Genomic DNA, 16494 nt, shown 5'->3' with positions numbered 1-16494 from the left:
CAGCGCTGACTACGGAAGGCGGAGTGAGCACCATGGCGGACGACGCGGTTGGCGCCACCCAGGCCTGCGTCCAGGGCCAGGCGATGCCCTGCGATCTCGACGAGCTGCGCACACTGTTCCTGTTCGAGAAGCTCACCGACGACCAGCTGGACTGGATCTGCCGCAACGGCCACGTCGAGCTGATCGAGCCGGGCGTCGTGTTCCGCGAAGGCGAGCCGGCCACCTGCTTCTACGTGCTGGTCGAGGGCGGCCTGGTGCTGACCCGGCGGGTCGGCGACGACGACGTCGAGGTCAGCCGGACGACCCAGCGCGGCGTGTACTCCGGGGCGTGGCACTCCTACCTCGGCGACCGCGTCCCCCAGCTCTACACCAACTCGATGCGGGTCACGATCCCGTCCCGCTTCGTCGTGCTGGACGGCGCGGCGTTGGCGCGGCTGATGCGCGAGTGGTTCCCGATGGCCGTCCACATGCTGGAGGGGCTGTTCTTCGGCCTGCAGAGCACCCAGGCGCTCACCGGCCAGCGGGAGCGGCTGCTCGCGCTCGGCTCGCTGTCCGCCGGGCTGACCCACGAGCTCAACAACCCGGCGGCCGCCGCGGTGCGGGCCACGGCGTCGCTGCGAGAGCGGGTCGCCGGCATGCGGCACAAGCTCGGCCTGATCGCCGCCGGGCCGTACGACCGCGAGGCGCTGGAGACCCTGATCGGCCTGCAGGAGGAGGCCGCCGTGCGAGTGGCGAAGGCACCGACGCTGACCCCGATGGAGACCAGCGACCGCGAGGACACCCTGACCGACTGGTTGGAGGACCACGGCTGCAACCAGGGATGGGAGATCGCGCCGACGTTCGTCCAGGCGGGGTTCGACGTCGACTGGCTGGAGCGGGTCGCGGCGACGGTGGCGCCCGAGGTGCTGGAGGGCGCGATCCGCTGGCTGTACTACACCGTCGAGAGCGAACTGCTGATGAAGGAGATCGAGGACTCCACCACCCGGATCTCCACCCTGCTCGGGGCGGCCAAGCAGTACTCCCAGCTCGACCGGGCACCGTACCGCAGTGTCGACGTCCACGAGCTGCTGGACAGCACGCTGGCCATGCTCGGCGGGAAGCTGTCGGGGGTGCGGGTGGTGCGCGAGTACGACCGGGCGCTGCCCGAGATCGCGGTCTACGCCGGCGAGCTCAACCAGGTCTGGACGAACCTCATCGACAACGCGGTCGCCGCGATGGCCGGCTCCGGGACGCTGACCGTCACCACCTTGGCGGACCACGACAACCTGGTCGTCGAGGTCCGGGACTCCGGGCCCGGCGTGCCGCCGGAGATCCGCGACCGCATCTTCGAGCCGTTCTTCACCACGAAGCCGGTCGGCGAGGGCACCGGCCTCGGGCTGGACATCTCCTGGCGCATCGTCGTCGGCCGCCACCACGGTGACCTGACCGTGACGTCGGAGCCCGGCGACACCAGGTTCCGGGTGACCCTGCCGCTGCATCCCGACCCGCTGATGCCCGCCGAGGCCGCACCCCACGAGGAGCCCGCGGAGCCGGCCACCTCGGCCTGAGCGACCGTCCGCCGGGCTCGCCGGCCCCCGGGGGGCTCGCCGGGCCGCATGGCCGCATGGCCGCATGGCCGCTGATCGCCAGCACGTTGTTCGCGTCGTCGGTCTGCCAGGGGATGCGGCACGGCCGTCCACTCGGACTCACTCTGTGTGGACACACCGCCCGCACGACCTCACGCAGAGGAGACCGCCTCCCAGATCGGGTGCCATGAGGCGATCGCGGTGGCGACCGTCGCGGCCGTGAGCAGTCCCGTCGCCGCCAACGGCGCCGCCGCGCGGCGCAGCCGAACGGCGAGCGGCGTACCCCCGTCTCCGGACAGCCGGACCTCCTGCAGGATCACGACGGACAGGACCAGCAGGAAGGTCAGGGAGTCCTGCAGGGCGAACAGGAGATAGCCCGATCTCCCGCCCGCGTGATGGACGGTGAGATAGGTCCAGCAGGCCGCGAGCGGGACAACCACCATCGCGATGTAGGGAGCCATGGGTCGCAGTGAGACGGTTCCGGCCCCACCCCCCACTCCCTTCTTCGTGATCATGTATGGCTTCTTGACTCTGAGGACGACCTGGACGAGCGCGGAGAGGACCACGATCCACCGGGCGGCGTGCAGGACGATCCCGCGCCAGGTCAGCCGTATACCGGCCGGCACGTGCCACGGCCGGCTCCACCACCAGATCAGCAGCGAGGTGACGCTCAGCGGAACACTGTGGGCGAGGAAATCCAGATAGTGGACCTTCGCGATGGCCTGGTTCAGGCAGAGCGCGAGGAGCGGCAGCGCGAAGAGGATCAGCATCGACAGCGACCAGAGGGTGTACCAGGTCTGGGCGAAGAGAAACTGGACGGCCTGCCGCGGTCCGTACCTGCGGAGGAGTCGGGGCGTGTGCCGCAGGAGGACCTCGATCATCGAGTACGCCCACGCGAACTGCTGCGACAGATAGGTCTCGAACGTCTCGGGCCCGTCACCGGTCGCGATGACGTCCGGGACGAAGACGCCCTGATATCCGCGCGCCGCCAGGCAGACGGTGTCGAGGTGGTCCTCCGCCCTGGTCGGCTGGAACCCGCCGATCTCGAGGATGCCGGCCGTGTCGTAGGTGCAGTGACTCCCGATGATGAAGGGCGTCCGCGAGAACCCGAAGAACCCCATCTGAAGCGGTCCCTGCAGACCCAGTTCCTGCTCGGCCGCGCCCCGGGCGGTCCAGTGTTCGAAGTTCCCGTACACACTCGGCGCCTGCACCCACTTGACCTTGGGGTCCGCGAAGTAGCCGAGCACCCGGTCCAGGTAGTCGGGGTTCGGTATGTGATCGATGTCGAGCTGGGTGAAGTGGCTGTACTCGTGGCCGTGGGCGTCCAGCCAGCTGTTGACGTTGCCGGCCTTGGTCTTGCGTTTGAACGGCGGGAACCGGCGGTTCCAGCCCGCCACCCCCTCCCTTCCCCAGCGGGCCTCGTCGTGCCGCGAGAAGTACCGGACACCTACCGACCGGGCGAGCTCCTCGATCTCCGGTGAGGAGACCTTGTCGACGAGTATCCAGCTGTCGTGTGGATATCTGATCCTGCTCATCGCCACCAGCTGGCGACGGACGATCTCGAGGGACTCCGAGCCGGGGACGGTGAGGCTGATGACGGCAACCCGCCGGATCGGCGCCGAGATCTCCGCCTGGCGCACCGGAATGGGAACGGGCCGGCGCATGTGCCCGACAAAGATCAGATACATCCCCGCCAGGAAGGCACCGACGTAGAAGAAGGACACCGACATCAGCACGAACAACACAATCGAGCCGACGTTGTCGGCGCGTAGCCACCACCGCCAGAAGAACACCGTGGCAGCCAGCCACCCCACCGTGATCAGCCAGTACTGCAGTTCCTGCCACCGGCTCATCACGGCCGTCGACCGGACCCGGTTCCCGGAATGGTCCCGCATCGGCTCCCGGAGGCCCGGCGTGAACTTCTGGTACCGCAGGGGGACGGTCAGCGCCCCGACGCCACCCGCCACATCCTCCGGAACGTACGCCTCGCGCACCGGACCACTCACCGGTCTCCCCCAAAAGAATCCGCGCGCTCGTTTCGACGAGCGGCGAAGAAAACAGTCGCCATGCGTCCCCGCGCACAAGGCGTACGGAGAGAAGAGCGCCACCTTCAATCACACAGAGGAAGAAGGAGGCCACTCACCGAGAGGAGGAGGGGTCACCGCGCGAGCAGAAGCACCCGCTTCGGCGAACGTCTCCACGATAAACGCTGATCATTCACCGTCATCGCCAACACTGACGATCAGCTCGCCACCCGATGACCTGCCACCGTAAGTCCGCCCCCCAAGCCCAGGCGTTCGACCAGGGCATCCGCACAAGGTCAACACAGCCCGGATGACCTTGGAGACTAGGACACTATCAGCCGACTAGCAACGCTTACACCTTTCGCGACATCCTTATTACCAAGAGTGACCACCGAGAGTGACCACCGACACCAACGCCGACAGTCCGGCCACCGGGGAAGAGTCCGCATCGACCACCTACCAAGATCGAAGATCGGAAAGTCGACAGGAAGCGGTATATTTCACCGTCGGTACGCACGCCGAACGCACTCCACGACGATGCGGTGAATCGGCAGGCCCGGAGTCACCGCCCCCGGGCACGCACACGGTGGACGGCTGGCGGCAGGCGCCGGCGGGGAAGAGGAACCGAGACCGATGCGGGGCGGCACCGTGCGCGTGATCCACATCGTGAGCCTGATCGCCGCCGCCGGTACGGTGGCGGCGATGGTCACCGTCCTGCTCGGGCGCGACAGGCCGTCACGCGAGGCCCTCGGCGTCCGGGGCGCAGACATCTCGTTCACGCTCCAGGAGGAGGCCGCTGGGACCAGCCTCTCCGATGGCGGGCGACGCCTCCCCGTCGAGCGGATCCTCGCGGCGCACGGCGCGAACTACGTCCGGCTGCGGGTCTGGGTCGATCCGCCCGCCGGATACAGCGACGAGCAGTCTGTCCTCACCCTGGCACGCCGCGCGACGGACGCGGGGCTCAGAATCATGCTTAATCCGCACTATTCCGACTTCTGGGCCGACCCGCATTCCCAGGAGATCCCGGCGGCGTGGCGTGGCGCCGATCTCGTGACGACGGCAGCGAAGGTCCGGGAATACACACGCGGTCTGGTCGCCAAACTGGCGGCGCAGGGAACGCCCGTCGACATGGTTCAGATCGGCAACGAAATCACCAACGGGATGCTCTGGCCGCTCGGCGATGTTCGGGACGGCACGCGAACACAGTGGTCACGCCTCGCGGAACTGGTCAACAGCGCGATCGAGGGTGCCCGCGAAGGCGCCTCGGGCCGGCCCGTGGACATCGTCCTCCACGTCGACAGCGGGGGCGACCTCGGCCGCTCAGAGTATTTCTTCGGCAACCTCATGCAGGCGGGCGTCACCGCGTTCGACGTCATCGGGGTGAGTTACTACCCGTACTGGAACGGCTCGCTGGCGACGCTGCGGGCGACGCTCGACGGCCTGGCACGGCAGTACCACCGGGACATCCTCATCGTGGAGACCGCGTATCCGTGGACGTTGGGTGATCCCGGGCCGGGCGACTGGGTCACGTCCCCCGACCAGCTACCGGACGCCGTGACAGTGCCCGCGACGCCGGCCGGGCAGGCAGCCTTCTTCGCCGAGTTGCGGCAGATCCTCCACGACGTGCCGGACGGTCGAGGCCTGGGGTTCCTCGCCTGGGAGCCCGGCTGGCTCACAGTGGCCCCGAAACCCGGCGAGCCGATCCCCGGAGCGAACCTCGCGATGTTCGACCGGGACGGAGTCGGGCTGCCCAGCCTCGCCGCGTTCGCACCCCCCGACGCCGCCGGCTCGGCGCTGGCGGGTCGATGACGCGACCCGGGACTGTCCGACCGACGCCCAGGTCAGCATGTACGGCGCCGTCGCGCGAATCCCCGGGTCCTCGATGGCCGATCTCGTGTTGCGCTGCTCGTGCGGTACGCCGACCCGCGCGAGGAAGTCGTCCCACGCGGCCAGCGGGTCGGCGTCCGCGGGCAGGCCGACTCCGGGCGGGCCGGGGTGGACGTAGCCCAGAGCGTCGCGCCAGAAGGACGACAGCGCCCGCGGGTCGTGAGCGTCGAAGGTGACCTGGATATGGCGGCTCATCGGGTTGCCCCGTTCGTGGCGGGATCCCGGTCCGTGGCGCGGACCTGGGGAAACGCCGCCTCAGCCCGCGGGGGACTTTTTCTCGGCATTCTCCAGGTCGTAGGCGTGGCGGGCCCGGGCGATGGTCGTCCGGTGGCGTTCCGCCCATTCGGTGAGCGCGGTCAGCGGGCCGAACAGCTCGCGGGCGGCGCTCGTCGCCGTGTACTCCACCTTCGGCGGGACGGTCGGGTAGACCTTCCGGACGAGCAGGCCGTCGCGTTCGAGCCGACGCAGGGTGAGGGTCAGCATCCGCCGGCTGATGCCGTTGACGGTGCGTTCCAGCTCGGTGAAGCGAACCGGCCCGTGGGCGGCCGCGACCAGGATTCCGATGCTCCACTTGCCGCTGACCTGGTCGAGGACCTCCATGATCGGGCAGGCCTCGACGATCGGCGGGGCGAGCTCGCCGCAGGTCTCGGCCGGCGACGGCTGCGACGACGGAGGCCGCGCTGACGGAGGCCGTTCCACGGTCACATCCGTGTGCCGCTGGGACATGAAAGTGCCTTCTTCCCCTGGTCCGGCCGCTCCCGCAGCATGGTCACAGAACATGATCCCCAGAACATCCCGTGGGGTCCGTAACAAAAGATGCCCCAAGGAGAGTCCATGTCCCAGCCCTTCCCATCACCGGCGGCGGCGAGCCCGGCTGCTCCCGGCCGGACATCCCCACCTCCCGATGTGGGAGCCCCGCGGGCCGCCGGCTCCCGGCTGCTCGCGCTGTGTGTCCTGTGCGCGTCGATGCTCATGGTCATCCTGGACGGCACCATCGTCACGGTCGCGCTGCCCACCATTCAGGATGACCTGGGCTTCTCCGCGTCCGGTCTGGCGTGGGTCGTCAACGCCTACCTGGTTGCCTTCGGTGGTCTTCTGCTGCTGGCCGGCCGCATGGGGGATCTCGTCGGCCGCCGGCGGGTCTTCGTCACCGGACTGGTGCTGTTCACCGTGGCCTCCCTGCTCTGCGGGCTGGCGACCGGGGCGGGCACGCTGATCGCCGCTCGGTTCGTGCAGGGCGTCGGCGGGGCGCTGTCCTCGTCGGTGGTGCTCGGGATGATCGTGGTGGCCTTCCCCGAGCCCCGGGAGCAGGCACGGGCGATCGGGGTGTTCAGCTTCGTCGGCGCCGCCGGGGCGTCGATCGGCCTGCTCGCCGGCGGCCTGCTCGTCGAGACGCTGACCTGGCACTGGATCTTCTTCGTGAACGTGCCGATCGGCGCGGTCGCGGTCGTGCTGTCGCTGCGGGTGCTGCCCACCGAGCGCGGTCCCGGCCTGCGCGCCGGCGCGGACGCTCCCGGGGCGGTGCTGGTCACCGCGGGTCTCATGCTCGGCGTCTACACGATCGTCGGCACCGCCGACGCGGGCTGGGCCTCCGCCCGGACCATCGGCCTCGGCGCACTCGCCCTCGCCCTGCTGGCCGCCTTCGCCGCCCGCCAGGCGACGGCGGCTCACCCGTTGCTGCCGCCACGGCTGTTCTCCTCCCGGCCGCTGACCGTCGCGAACATCGTCCAGACGCTGATGGCCGGCGGGCTGTTCGCCTTCCAGTTCGTGCTCGCGCTGTTCCTGCAGCGTGTCCTCGGCTACGGGCCGGCCGAGACGGGCCTGGCGTTCCTGCCCATCGCGGCGACGATCGGCGCGTTCTCGCTCGGGCTCTCGGGACGGCTCGCCCACCGCTTCGGCGCGGGCCTGGTGCTGCTGCCCGGTCTCGTCCTGCTCGGCCTCGGCCTGTGGCTGCTGTCCCGCCTGGCCCCGGACGCGGCCTACGCGACGGACGTGCTGCCGGTCGCGGTCGTCCTGGGGTGCGGCGGCGGCCTGACGCTGCCGGCGCTCACCCAGCTCAGCATGACCGGGGTGCCGCCGGACGACGCCGGGCTCGCCTCCGGCCTGGCCAACACCACATTGCAGGTCGGCGGGGCGCTGGGGCTGGCGGTCCTGACCACGCTGGCGGCGTGGCGCACCGGGAACGCGGCGGACGGCGGCGCCGGGCCGGCGGAGGCCCTCACCGCCGGCTACCACCTCACCTGGATCGGCGGCGCCATCCTGATGGTCGCCGGACTGCTCCTCACCGTCGCCTTCCTCCGGCCGGACGGGAGCCGGAAGCAGAGTTCCGCGGACGGTTGACCTGCCGCTCGCGGGCGGATCGTCCGCCGGGCCGCCTACTGGAGGTAGCCCTCCACCTGGTTGCCCGAGCCGGCGCGGGCCTCGTCCGGGTCCTCGCCGGCCGCGCGGGCCGCCCGGCGCCGGCGCAGCAGGTCCCAGCACTGGTCGAGGGTCTGCTCCAGCTCGGCCAGGCGGTCGGACTCGGCGTCCGCGTCGATCTGGCCCTGGGTGCGCCGCCGGCGCAGCTCGTGCTCCTCCGCCACCAGGGAGTCGATGCGCTCGAAGATCTTCGTGTCGTCCATTGGTCTGAGCCAACCACGGGGCCGGCCGGCATTCCACTCTGGGGTCAGCCGGCGGGCCCGCCCGGGACGGCGGGCGGGCCCGAGGTGGCACCCGGGCCCGGGGTGCCCCGCGGGCCCGGTGTGGCACGCAGGCCGGGTGCGTCCAGTGGGCAGCAGACCCGCTCCCCCGCCTGCCGCCCGATCCGCGCGGAGGCCCGCTCGGCGGCCGGCAGCTCGGCGGCCGGCCGGCGCGGGTTGCGGATACCGAGCGCGGCGAGCAGACCGCCGGCCGCGCACACCAGCGCCGAGATGACCATCGCCCGGCGGAACCCGCGGTCGAACAGGGCCGGGTCGAGGTAGGCGGTGCCACCCAGCCCGGCGAGGGCGGGCAGCACGGCGACGGCGACCAGGCCGCCGGTGCGCGCGACGTCATTGTTCACCGCCGACGCCGCCCCGGCATGATGCGCCGGCACCGCGGCGAGCGTGGTGGACGTCAACGGGGCCACGCAGGTGGCGAGCCCGAGGCCCAGCACGACGGCACCGGGCAGGACGTCCGTGAGGTAGAAGGCGTCCGGGCCGGCCCGGGTGACCAGCAGCAGGCCGGCGCCGGCGACGACGGGGCCGACCGTCATCGGCAGCCGCGGCCCGATCCGGGTGGCCAGCGCGCCGGCCCGCGCGGAGAACAGCAGCATCATCACGGTGACAGGCAGCAGCGCCGTCCCGGCGGCGAGCGGGCTGAAGCCGCTGACCTGCTGGAGCTGAATCGGCAGCAGGAACAGCGCCCCGCCCAGCGCCGCGTACTGCAGGAAGGTGACGGCGTTCGCGGCCGTGAACTGCCGGGAGGCGAACATCTCCAGCGGGACCACCGGGTCGGCCGCCCGGTGTTCGCGGGCGACGAACCCGGCCAGCAGCGCGACCCCGCCGACCAGCCCGACCAGCACCGGGGCGGACGTCCAGCCGCTGGCCGGGCCGTCGATGAGCGCGAACACGACGCCGACCAGACCGGCGGTCACCAGGGCGCCGCCGAGCAGGTCGGGCCGCCCGCGGACGTCAGGGTTGTGGCTCTCGGGGACGTGGCGCACCGCGACCGCGACCACGACCGCGGCCAGCGGCAGGTTGATCAGGAAGATCAGCCGCCAGGAGAACGCCTCGATGAGCCAGCCGCCGAGGAAGGGTCCGGCGGCCGTGGCCACCCCGCCGAGCCCCGTCCACGCGCCGATCGCCCGGCCGCGGTCGGCCTCGTCGAACGACGCCTGCAGGATCGCCAGGCTGGCCGGGGTGAGCAGGGCCGCGCCGACGCCCTGCAGCGCCCGGGCGGCGACGAGGATCTCCACGTTCGGTGCCAGCCCACACACCAGGGACATCAGCGCGAACCAGACCACGCCGACCACGAAGACCCGCCGCCGCCCGTAGCGGTCGCCGAGCGAGCCGCCGACGAGCAGCAGTCCGGCGAGCGCCAGCGCGTAGCCGTTGACCACCCACTGCAGGGCGGCAAGGTCGGCGTCGAACGCGCGCCCGAGCGCCGGCAGGGCGATGCCGACGACGGTCGCGTCGATCGACGCCAGTGCGGAGCCCAGCACCGCCGCCGCGACGACCCAGCGTCCCTGGCGGCCGGTGAGGGTCAGTCGGCCGACTTCGCCAGCTTCGACGGCCACCAGATCTTCTTCCCGATGTCGTAGCTGAGCGCCGGCACCAGGATGGAGCGGACGACGATCGTGTCCAGCAGGACGCCGAAGGCCACCGAGAATCCCACTTCGGCGAGGAAGACCAGGGGCAGCACCCCAAGGACGGCGAAGGTCGCCGCCAGCACGACCCCCGCCGAGGTGATCACACCGCCGGTGACGGACAGACCGCGGACGATGCCGGACCGCGTCCCGTGTTCGAGGGTCTCCTCCCGCACCCGGGTCATCAGGAAGATGTTGTAGTCGATGCCGAGGGCGACCAGGAACACGAAGGCGAACAGCGGGAAGCCCGGGTCGGCGCCCGCGAAGCCGAAGACGTGGTTGAACACCAGCGCGCTCACGCCGAGCGTGGCGGTGAACGACAGCACCACGGTGGCGATCAGCAGCAGCGGCGCGACGAGCGCCCGCAGCAGCACCCCGAGCACGATCAGGATGACGACCAGCACGATCGGGATGATCAGGTTCCGGTCATGCGCGGACGCCTGCTGGGTGTCGTAGTTGATCGCCGACTGCCCGCCGACCAGAGCGTTGGCGCCCGCGATCGGGTGCAGCGCGGCCCGTAGCGCCTTGACCGTGCCGTAGGCCTCGGGCGTGTCGTAACGGTGGGTGATCGTTGCCTCGACGGCGATCCGCCCGTCGACCTCGGAGACCTGGAGGCTGGCGGGCAGACAGCCGTCCGCCCCGGGTCGGAGCTGCGGGCTGCCCGTGGCGATCGCGCGGGCCACCTTGGCGTAGTCGATCTGGACGCATACCGCACCGGGGCCGGTGGACACCCCCGGGACCCTCGCGGCAGCGGCGATGACCTCGTCCTTGCGGTCAACGCCGGCGGTGATCACCGCCGGCGCGCCGGAGCCCTGGCTGAAGTGCGCGTCGAAGATCTCCTGGCCGAGGATCGCGTCGGGGTCGTTGGTGAAGCTGTCGGTCGTCGACAGGCCGTCGACCTTGAGCGTCGTCATCGCGCCGGCACAGGCCAGCAGGACGATCGCGGTGGAGACCCAGGCCATCCGCGGCCGGCGCACCAGCCCGCCGGCGAAGCGCGCCCACACGCCGTGGCTGGCCAGGTCGGCCTGCTGGTCGAAGTGGGGGATGCGCGGCCAGAACACCCACCGGCCGCACAGCACCAGGAACACAGGCAGGAAGGTCAACATCACCAGCGCGGTGCAGGCGATGCCGATCGCGGTGACCGGGCCGAGGCTCTTGTTCGAGTTCAGCTCGCCCAGGTACAGGCACAGCAGACCGAGCACGACCGTGACGGCCGACGCCGCGATGGCCGGCGCGGCACCGCGCCACGCGGTGATCATCGCCTCCACTCGGCTGGCGTGGGTGTGCAGCTCTTCTCGGTACCGGCTGACCAGCAGCAGCGCGTAGTCGGTGCCGGCACCGATCACCAGGACGAACAGGATGCCCTGGCTCTGCCCGTTGAGCGTGAGCACGTCATGCTTGGCCAGCGGGTAGATGATCAGGACCGAGACCCCGAGGGCCAGCACCGAGCTGAAGAGCGGGAAGAACCACAGCACCGGGCTCCGGTAGACCACAAGCAGGATCACGATCACGACCAGGCCGGCGGCGAGCAGCAGCACACCGTCGATGCCCTCGAACGCCTCGATGAACGCCACCAGCAGACCACCGGGCCCCGCGCTGTGCACGGTCAGGCCGTCGGGGACGTCCTTCTTCGCAATGTCGACGACCGCGTTCTCGACGTCGACCAGCTCGTCGCCGGTGACCTCGACGTCACCCTTCTTGCCGACGAGCGGGACGGAGACGTTGGCGGCGGTACCGTCCGCGGAGAACTGGGGATCGGCGGACTGGTCCGGGTCGACGCCCGGGACGGCGCGGAACACCTCGGCGTCCGCGGCGATCTTGGCCTTGTCTGCGGCGGTCAGGCCGCTCTCGCGCTGGTAGACGATGAATCCCGGCAGCGTCTGGACGGACCGGAACTTCTCCAACTCGTCCGCCACCCGGGTCGACTCGGCCGACCCGGGCAGGAACGCGGCGTTGTCGTTCTTCTGCACCTCGGCGAGCTTGGCCTGGTACTGGCCGCCGAACATGCCCAGCAGCAGCCAGAGCACCGCCAGGCCCGCGAACAGGTAGAGAATCCGCGGCCGCCGCGCGCGGCCACCGCCACCGCCGGTTCCGTCGACGGTGGCCACCGCCGCGACCGCCCCGGCCGGCAGATCCGACGCCGGCACGGGCGTGGACGCCGCAGGGGTGGCCGGCGTGGGTTCGGGCGGCGTGGGTTCGGGCGGCGTGGGCTTGTCCGCCGCGCTCACCGCGGCGGGACCGGCCGCATCGGACGCCGTGCTGTCGGGCGCCGCGGTGTCGGCCGCGGCCTTGTCGGCTGACCCCTCGGCGGGCGCGGCCGGCTCGGAGGCCGCCGTGCCACCCGAGTGGTCGTCGTCCCGGGGGCCGGGCACGGCGTGAGACTCGTCGGTCTCCGTCGGCTGGGCTCCACCCTTGTCGCTCATCTCGCCGTCCTCGATGCAGGTGGCCTACCTGCACGGCCGCCCCCACGGACGCACACAGGTGTGGTCCGGGGCATTGTGGCGTACCGTTCATCGGCCGTACGGCGCGCCCCGCCTCCTGTCCGTCACCGTCCGGCCCGGCTCAGTCCTCGCGGATCTGCTGGGAGAGGTACTCGGTCGCGCCGAGCTGTGAAATGAGCTCAAGCTGGGAGTCGAGCCAGTCGATGTGCTCCTCTTCGGAGGTGAGGATCTCTTCCAGGAGCACGGCCGAGCCGATGTCGTTCTTCGTGCGGCTCAGCACGATCGCCTCGCGCAGCGTGTCGACCGCGTTCGTCTCGTGGGTGCGGTCGAGCCCCAGCTGCTCGGGCACGGTCTCACCAATACGCAGTGTGTGCAGCCGCTGGAGATTGGGCAGTCCGCCCAGGTAGAGCACGCGGTGGATGAGCTTGTCCGCATGCTTCATCTCATCGATCGACTCGTGGTAGTAATGCTCCGATATGTACCGATATCCCCAGTTACGCTGCATTCTCGAATGCAGAAAGTACTGGTTGATCGCGGTCAGCTCGTTCGTCAGAACAGCGTTCAGGCTCTCGACGATCTGTTCGTCGCCACGCACCGCCGGTTACCTCCGCGAGGGTCGCCCGGAGCCGCCCCGGGACGACTCGGCCGACATCCGGCAGCGATGTCGTCACCGGTACGGCAGACGAACCCGACCACTCCGCGGTGCAAACTCGCGAGCGGTGCGGGAGGCCCCGCGGCCGGCGGCGGAGATCCACTCCGGGCCACCGAGATCACGTCCCAGGAGGCCCCGGTGGGTCACTAGGCTGATCTGGCAACCGGACACCGCCGACGCGGCATCGCCTCGTCGAGCAGCTCGTCGATCTCCTCGAGACATCCGCCGCATCCCGTGCCGGCGTCGCACCTCGCACCGATCTCGTCAGCGTCATAGGCGCCCGACGCGATGACGCTCCGTAGCGTCCGGTCGGAGACAGCAAAGCATGAGCAGACCAGCACCGCACCTCACCACGCCCGGACTGGCCGGCGTCGGAGCCGCCGGCAAACGTTTCTTCGCCGTTCCGGGAAACTCCGTCGCACCAAGGATCAGGCTTAGCTAAGGCTTCCCTTATCGATAGAGTGCCACGGAACGGGCACCGGACGCAAGAGAGCCTTACCTACTTCACACACCTACCGCTAGCAACCGGGACCGACAGTGACCGCCAGGCACGCGATTCGCCATCACGCGAACGCTGCGCACAACCAGCGGCCACCGTCGAGGCCTGGCGACTCAGGCCTGGCTGGCCGGACGGTCCGTGCTGGACACCAGCGCGACCGCCGCGTCGGGCTCGGTGACCCGGAAGCTGAAGCTCTGCTCCAGGTACAGCTCGACCTCCTCGGCGGTGTGCGAGGAGTAGCCGACAGAGAGGTCCTGGCCCGACTCGAGGATGAAGTCACCGCCCCGCTGGCTCAGCACCACCGCGCCGCGCACCCCCGGAGCCCGCACCACAGGGCCGTCGAGGATCTGCTTGAGATGGTTGAGCAGCAGATAGCCGCCGTGCTCGGTGGCCTCCAGGATCGCGGTGTAGCCGTCCGGGTCGATGGCCAGCCCGTACGGCCCACCGATACCCGCCCGGCGCAGCAGGGCGACCGCCTTGGCGACCGTGCGCGGGTAGCTGTCGGTGTCGGCCCCCAGCTCAAGCACCGGGTGGGACGACGCCTCGGTGATGCCGATGATCCCCGCCTCGGCGTAGCCGTGGAAGACGACGGAGTTCTCGGTCGTGGCGACCCGGCGGGCCGCCTCCTCCAGCGCCGACAGGTCGATGTCGTCCGCGCCGCGGTCGATCGCGTCCAGCTCGCCGCGGTCGATGGAGAACGCCGCCCGCAGCTCCATCACGGGCAGGACCCGGCGCAGCCGGGCACGCACGCCCTCGCCCGGCGGCGCCTGCAGCGCCGTCACCCGGCCGATCGGCGTGGCCGAGTACGCCCACCCGTGCGGTCCGGCGAAGTCGATGAGCTTGCGGGCGGCGAGGTTGGTCGTGAGGCGGGAACGGGCCTCCTCGTCGACGGCCTTCCAGGCTTCCTCGCTCAGGGGCGCATGCCCACGCAGAAGATGGTTCACTCGCTCACACCTTTCAGGCCACCGATTCCCAGCGAGCCGTCCGCCGGCTCCGTGGCGCGCGCGGCCGCGTCGCCGTCGGGTCCCTCGTCGCTCATCGCCTCTTCCTCGACCTCCGTGACCGGGACCGAGGTGAACAGATACGTGCGCAGCTGCGAATCGAGGACGGGGTCGCGGCGACGCAGCCACTCCAGCGTCATCGCCGCGTGTTCCTTCTCCTCGTCCCGGTTGTGCGCCAGCACCGCAGCCAGTTCCGGATCCGTGGCCGCCTGCACCCGTTGGTCGTACCAGTCGACCGCCTCCAGCTCTTCCATCAGCGACGCGATCGCCCGGTGGCGATCGACGATGCCGGGCGTGAGCGCGTCCGCCGGCTCGTGTAGCCCCATACTTGAGTCGCCCATACGGCACTACCTACCACGCCCGGGCCCACCAACCCGCCGGGACGGCATCGGTTCACGAACAGTCGACGTCCTGATGTGAGGCGATACGTCCCACTTTGTTCGTCACCGGGCGCTCGCCGGAGCTCCGGCGGACGCTCGCAGGACCTCCGCTGGACACCTACCGGACCTCCGGTGGACAGCGGTTACGGACGTTCGTCAGACGCGTCCTCGGACGTCCTCGGTGCTCGGTGCTCGGTGCTCGGAGGAGTCAGTCGGCGACCGGAGTCACGTCGACCCGGCGGTTCGCCGCGCGGCCGGACGTGCTCGCGTTGTCCGCGATCGGCTGGTCCGGGCCGAAGCCGGCCGCACGGATCCGCTCCGCGGGAACCCCCCGCATCACCAGGTACTCGCGCGCGACGCGGGCCCGGTCGATCGAGAGCGCCTGGTTGAGGGCCCGCGGACCGGTGCTGTCGGTGTGCCCGCCGACGATCACCGTCAGGTCGCCGGGCAGCAACGCGCGGGCCACCTTGTCCAGACCGGAGCGCGTCGAGGCGCCGAGGACGGTGTCGCCCACCGGAAAGGTGAGGGCAGTGCCGTCGAGCGCCGCCCGCAGCGCCGCCCGGGTGCTGTCCGCGCTGCCAGCGGCGGCCCGCCCGGCGCCGCCGGTCGTGCCGGGTGCCGGCGCGGTCGCCGGGGCCGGGGTCGGCGCCGACCGTGGCGCGGTGGCCGGGGCCGGTGCGGCCGGCCGGACGATCTCGCCCGTCGCCGGGTCGAGGGTCACGGTGGCGCCCGAGCCGACGGCAAGCCGGTTCTCCAGGGACGCGCCAGGGATCGACTGCCGGGCCGCGGCCAGGACCGCCGCCCCGATCGACGCCCGTGCCGCGTCGTCGGGGGCGCTCCCCCACAGCACGACCGACGAGCCGTCGATCGTCACCGAGCGGACGCCCGGCCCGGTGCCCAACGCCTTCGCCACGTCACCGAACGCCTCCACGGCCGGCGTCGCGACCCGCGGGTCGACCGTGACCGTCGCGGAGACGACGCCGCCGGCGGCGTCCGCCGCCGCGCCCAGCAGGGCGGCCCGGGTCGCACTGTCCGGCACGGTCGCACTCAGCACCACCCCGCCCGGCGCTCGGCCGGCGCGCTCCACCCCGACCACGAGGGGCTGCGCCGGCTCCGAGGCGATGACGGCGTCCGCGGCCAGCCGGACGGAGCTGCTGCCCGAGACGGCGGCCGCCGCCCGCGCCCGGCGGGCGTCCTCGGCGCTGTCGAAGCGGCCGTGCAGCACGATCTCCCGGCCCTCGGCGCTGACCCGCACCTGGGTGGCGCCCGCGGCGCGGACGGCGTCCGCCGCCCGGCCGGTCAGGTCATTCTCGATCGGCCCGCGCCGCAGCCAGAGCGCCCCCAGCCCGAGCAGCAGCCAGGCGATGATCAATGAGACGGCGAACGCCACCAGACGGGGGCGCCGCGGGAACGCCACCGCGGGCGAGGACATGGATGCTCCGTGCTCGATGTCGAACGGGACGGTGGAACAGGCCTGTCGGACGGGACTGTCGTGCGGGATGATCTGTAGCCGTGCCGAGCATGATCACGAGGAGCCCGCCCGGGGCGCGGCGCCGACCCGGCCAGACACCCGGCAACCCGGCCGGCGACGCGGATCATCGCAACGCAGAGCAACTTTCGCACATCCCCGACATCGGGAACGCACCGGGGGAAGGTAGCGAAAAAACTACCGATCGGACGGCCACGGAACGCCACCCGCCCGCAGGGCCTACCGGCGGCCC

General features: G+C 71.2%; 13 protein-coding genes and 1 pseudogene. 3 read left to right on the top strand and 11 right to left on the bottom strand.

Annotated elements, in window-relative coordinates:
- The first annotated feature begins 32 nt into the window (after positions 1 to 32).
- Positions 33 to 1547, top strand: a complete 1515-nt coding sequence (locus FRANEAN1_RS11065; protein ID WP_049795932.1) for an ATP-binding protein — start codon at positions 33 to 35, stop codon at positions 1545 to 1547.
- Between the two features lie 170 nt (positions 1548 to 1717).
- Here FRANEAN1_RS11065 and FRANEAN1_RS11060 read toward each other — a convergent pair whose 3' ends face one another.
- Positions 1718 to 3571, bottom strand: a complete 1854-nt coding sequence (locus tag FRANEAN1_RS11060; RefSeq protein ID WP_020459858.1) for a glycosyltransferase family 2 protein — start codon at positions 3569 to 3571, stop codon at positions 1718 to 1720.
- A gap of 651 nt (positions 3572 to 4222) precedes the next feature.
- Here FRANEAN1_RS11060 and FRANEAN1_RS11055 point away from each other — a divergent pair.
- Positions 4223 to 5398 (top strand): glycosyl hydrolase 53 family protein, encoded by a 1176-nt coding sequence (locus FRANEAN1_RS11055; RefSeq protein ID WP_020459857.1) that lies wholly within the window; start codon positions 4223 to 4225, stop codon positions 5396 to 5398.
- Between the two features lie 63 nt (positions 5399 to 5461).
- On the opposite strand, the pseudogene FRANEAN1_RS43190 reads toward FRANEAN1_RS11055, so the two are convergent.
- Both FRANEAN1_RS43190 and FRANEAN1_RS11050 read right to left on the bottom strand, forming a co-directional pair.
- Positions 5462 to 5671, bottom strand: a pseudogene (locus FRANEAN1_RS43190) (VOC family protein); the annotation flags it as partial.
- A gap of 60 nt (positions 5672 to 5731) precedes the next feature.
- Positions 5732 to 6202 (bottom strand): helix-turn-helix domain-containing protein, encoded by a 471-nt coding sequence (locus tag FRANEAN1_RS11050; protein WP_020459856.1) that lies wholly within the window; start codon positions 6200 to 6202, stop codon positions 5732 to 5734.
- A gap of 108 nt (positions 6203 to 6310) precedes the next feature.
- Between FRANEAN1_RS11050 and FRANEAN1_RS11045 the strand changes: the two genes are divergently transcribed.
- A complete protein-coding gene (locus FRANEAN1_RS11045; RefSeq protein WP_347177079.1) occupies positions 6311 to 7816 on the top strand; it encodes an MFS transporter in 1506 nt (501 codons plus the stop codon).
- Positions 7817 to 7851: 35 nt separating this feature from the next.
- Here FRANEAN1_RS11045 and FRANEAN1_RS11040 read toward each other — a convergent pair whose 3' ends face one another.
- The 8 genes from FRANEAN1_RS11040 to FRANEAN1_RS11010 form a co-directional block, all read right to left on the bottom strand.
- The gene (locus FRANEAN1_RS11040) at positions 7852 to 8097 is read right to left on the bottom strand and encodes a DUF2630 family protein (RefSeq protein ID WP_020459854.1); all 246 of its coding nucleotides are present in this window, start codon (positions 8095 to 8097) and stop codon (positions 7852 to 7854) included.
- 44 nt (positions 8098 to 8141) lie between these two features.
- A complete protein-coding gene (locus FRANEAN1_RS11035) occupies positions 8142 to 9731 on the bottom strand; it encodes a DHA2 family efflux MFS transporter permease subunit (RefSeq protein WP_020459853.1) in 1590 nt (529 codons plus the stop codon).
- Positions 9698 to 12223 (bottom strand): MMPL family transporter, encoded by a 2526-nt coding sequence (locus FRANEAN1_RS11030; RefSeq protein ID WP_041254003.1) that lies wholly within the window; start codon positions 12221 to 12223, stop codon positions 9698 to 9700. Before FRANEAN1_RS11030 ends, FRANEAN1_RS11035 begins: the two co-directional genes overlap by 34 nt.
- 139 nt (positions 12224 to 12362) lie before the next feature.
- Positions 12363 to 12836 (bottom strand): bacterioferritin, encoded by a 474-nt coding sequence (bfr, locus tag FRANEAN1_RS11025; RefSeq protein ID WP_020459851.1) that lies wholly within the window; start codon positions 12834 to 12836, stop codon positions 12363 to 12365.
- A gap of 203 nt (positions 12837 to 13039) precedes the next feature.
- On the bottom strand, positions 13040 to 13234 hold the full coding sequence (locus FRANEAN1_RS38440; RefSeq protein ID WP_020459850.1) for a (2Fe-2S)-binding protein: 195 nt from the start codon (positions 13232 to 13234) through the stop codon (positions 13040 to 13042).
- A 271-nt stretch (positions 13235 to 13505) separates the two neighbouring features.
- Positions 13506 to 14336, bottom strand: a complete 831-nt coding sequence (locus tag FRANEAN1_RS11020; RefSeq protein ID WP_020459849.1) for a family 1 encapsulin nanocompartment shell protein — start codon at positions 14334 to 14336, stop codon at positions 13506 to 13508.
- Entirely contained in the window at positions 14333 to 14734 is a 402-nt protein-coding gene (locus tag FRANEAN1_RS11015; protein ID WP_020459848.1) for a ferritin-like domain-containing protein, read from the bottom strand. Before FRANEAN1_RS11015 ends, FRANEAN1_RS11020 begins: the two co-directional genes overlap by 4 nt.
- A gap of 247 nt (positions 14735 to 14981) precedes the next feature.
- A complete protein-coding gene (locus tag FRANEAN1_RS11010; RefSeq protein ID WP_020459847.1) occupies positions 14982 to 16205 on the bottom strand; it encodes an OmpA family protein in 1224 nt (407 codons plus the stop codon).
- Positions 16206 to 16494 lie beyond the last annotated feature (289 nt).

It is taken from the genome of Parafrankia sp. EAN1pec, from assembly GCF_000018005.1.
In the GTDB taxonomy this organism is placed as follows: Bacteria; Actinomycetota; Actinomycetes; order Frankiales; family Frankiaceae; genus Parafrankia; species Parafrankia soli.
Note: the sequence above shows the minus strand (reverse complement) of the source record. Positions and strands in the feature narration are given on the sequence as shown.

Excerpts from the sequence above, each read along its gene's own strand:
- FRANEAN1_RS11030 (WP_041254003.1), bottom strand. The coding sequence starts at position 12,223 with ATGAGCGACAAGGGTGGAGCCCAGCCGACGGAGACCGACGAGTCTCAC.
- FRANEAN1_RS11065 (WP_049795932.1), top strand. The coding sequence starts at position 33 with ATGGCGGACGACGCGGTTGGCGCCACCCAGGCCTGCGTCCAGGGCCAG.
- FRANEAN1_RS11015 (WP_020459848.1), bottom strand. The coding sequence starts at position 14,734 with ATGGGCGACTCAAGTATGGGGCTACACGAGCCGGCGGACGCGCTCACG.
- FRANEAN1_RS11045 (WP_347177079.1), top strand. The coding sequence starts at position 6,311 with ATGTCCCAGCCCTTCCCATCACCGGCGGCGGCGAGCCCGGCTGCTCCC.
- FRANEAN1_RS11050 (WP_020459856.1), bottom strand. The coding sequence starts at position 6,202 with ATGTCCCAGCGGCACACGGATGTGACCGTGGAACGGCCTCCGTCAGCG.
- FRANEAN1_RS11010 (WP_020459847.1), bottom strand. The coding sequence starts at position 16,205 with ATGTCCTCGCCCGCGGTGGCGTTCCCGCGGCGCCCCCGTCTGGTGGCG.
- FRANEAN1_RS11055 (WP_020459857.1), top strand. The coding sequence starts at position 4,223 with ATGCGGGGCGGCACCGTGCGCGTGATCCACATCGTGAGCCTGATCGCC.
- FRANEAN1_RS11040 (WP_020459854.1), bottom strand. The coding sequence starts at position 8,097 with ATGGACGACACGAAGATCTTCGAGCGCATCGACTCCCTGGTGGCGGAG.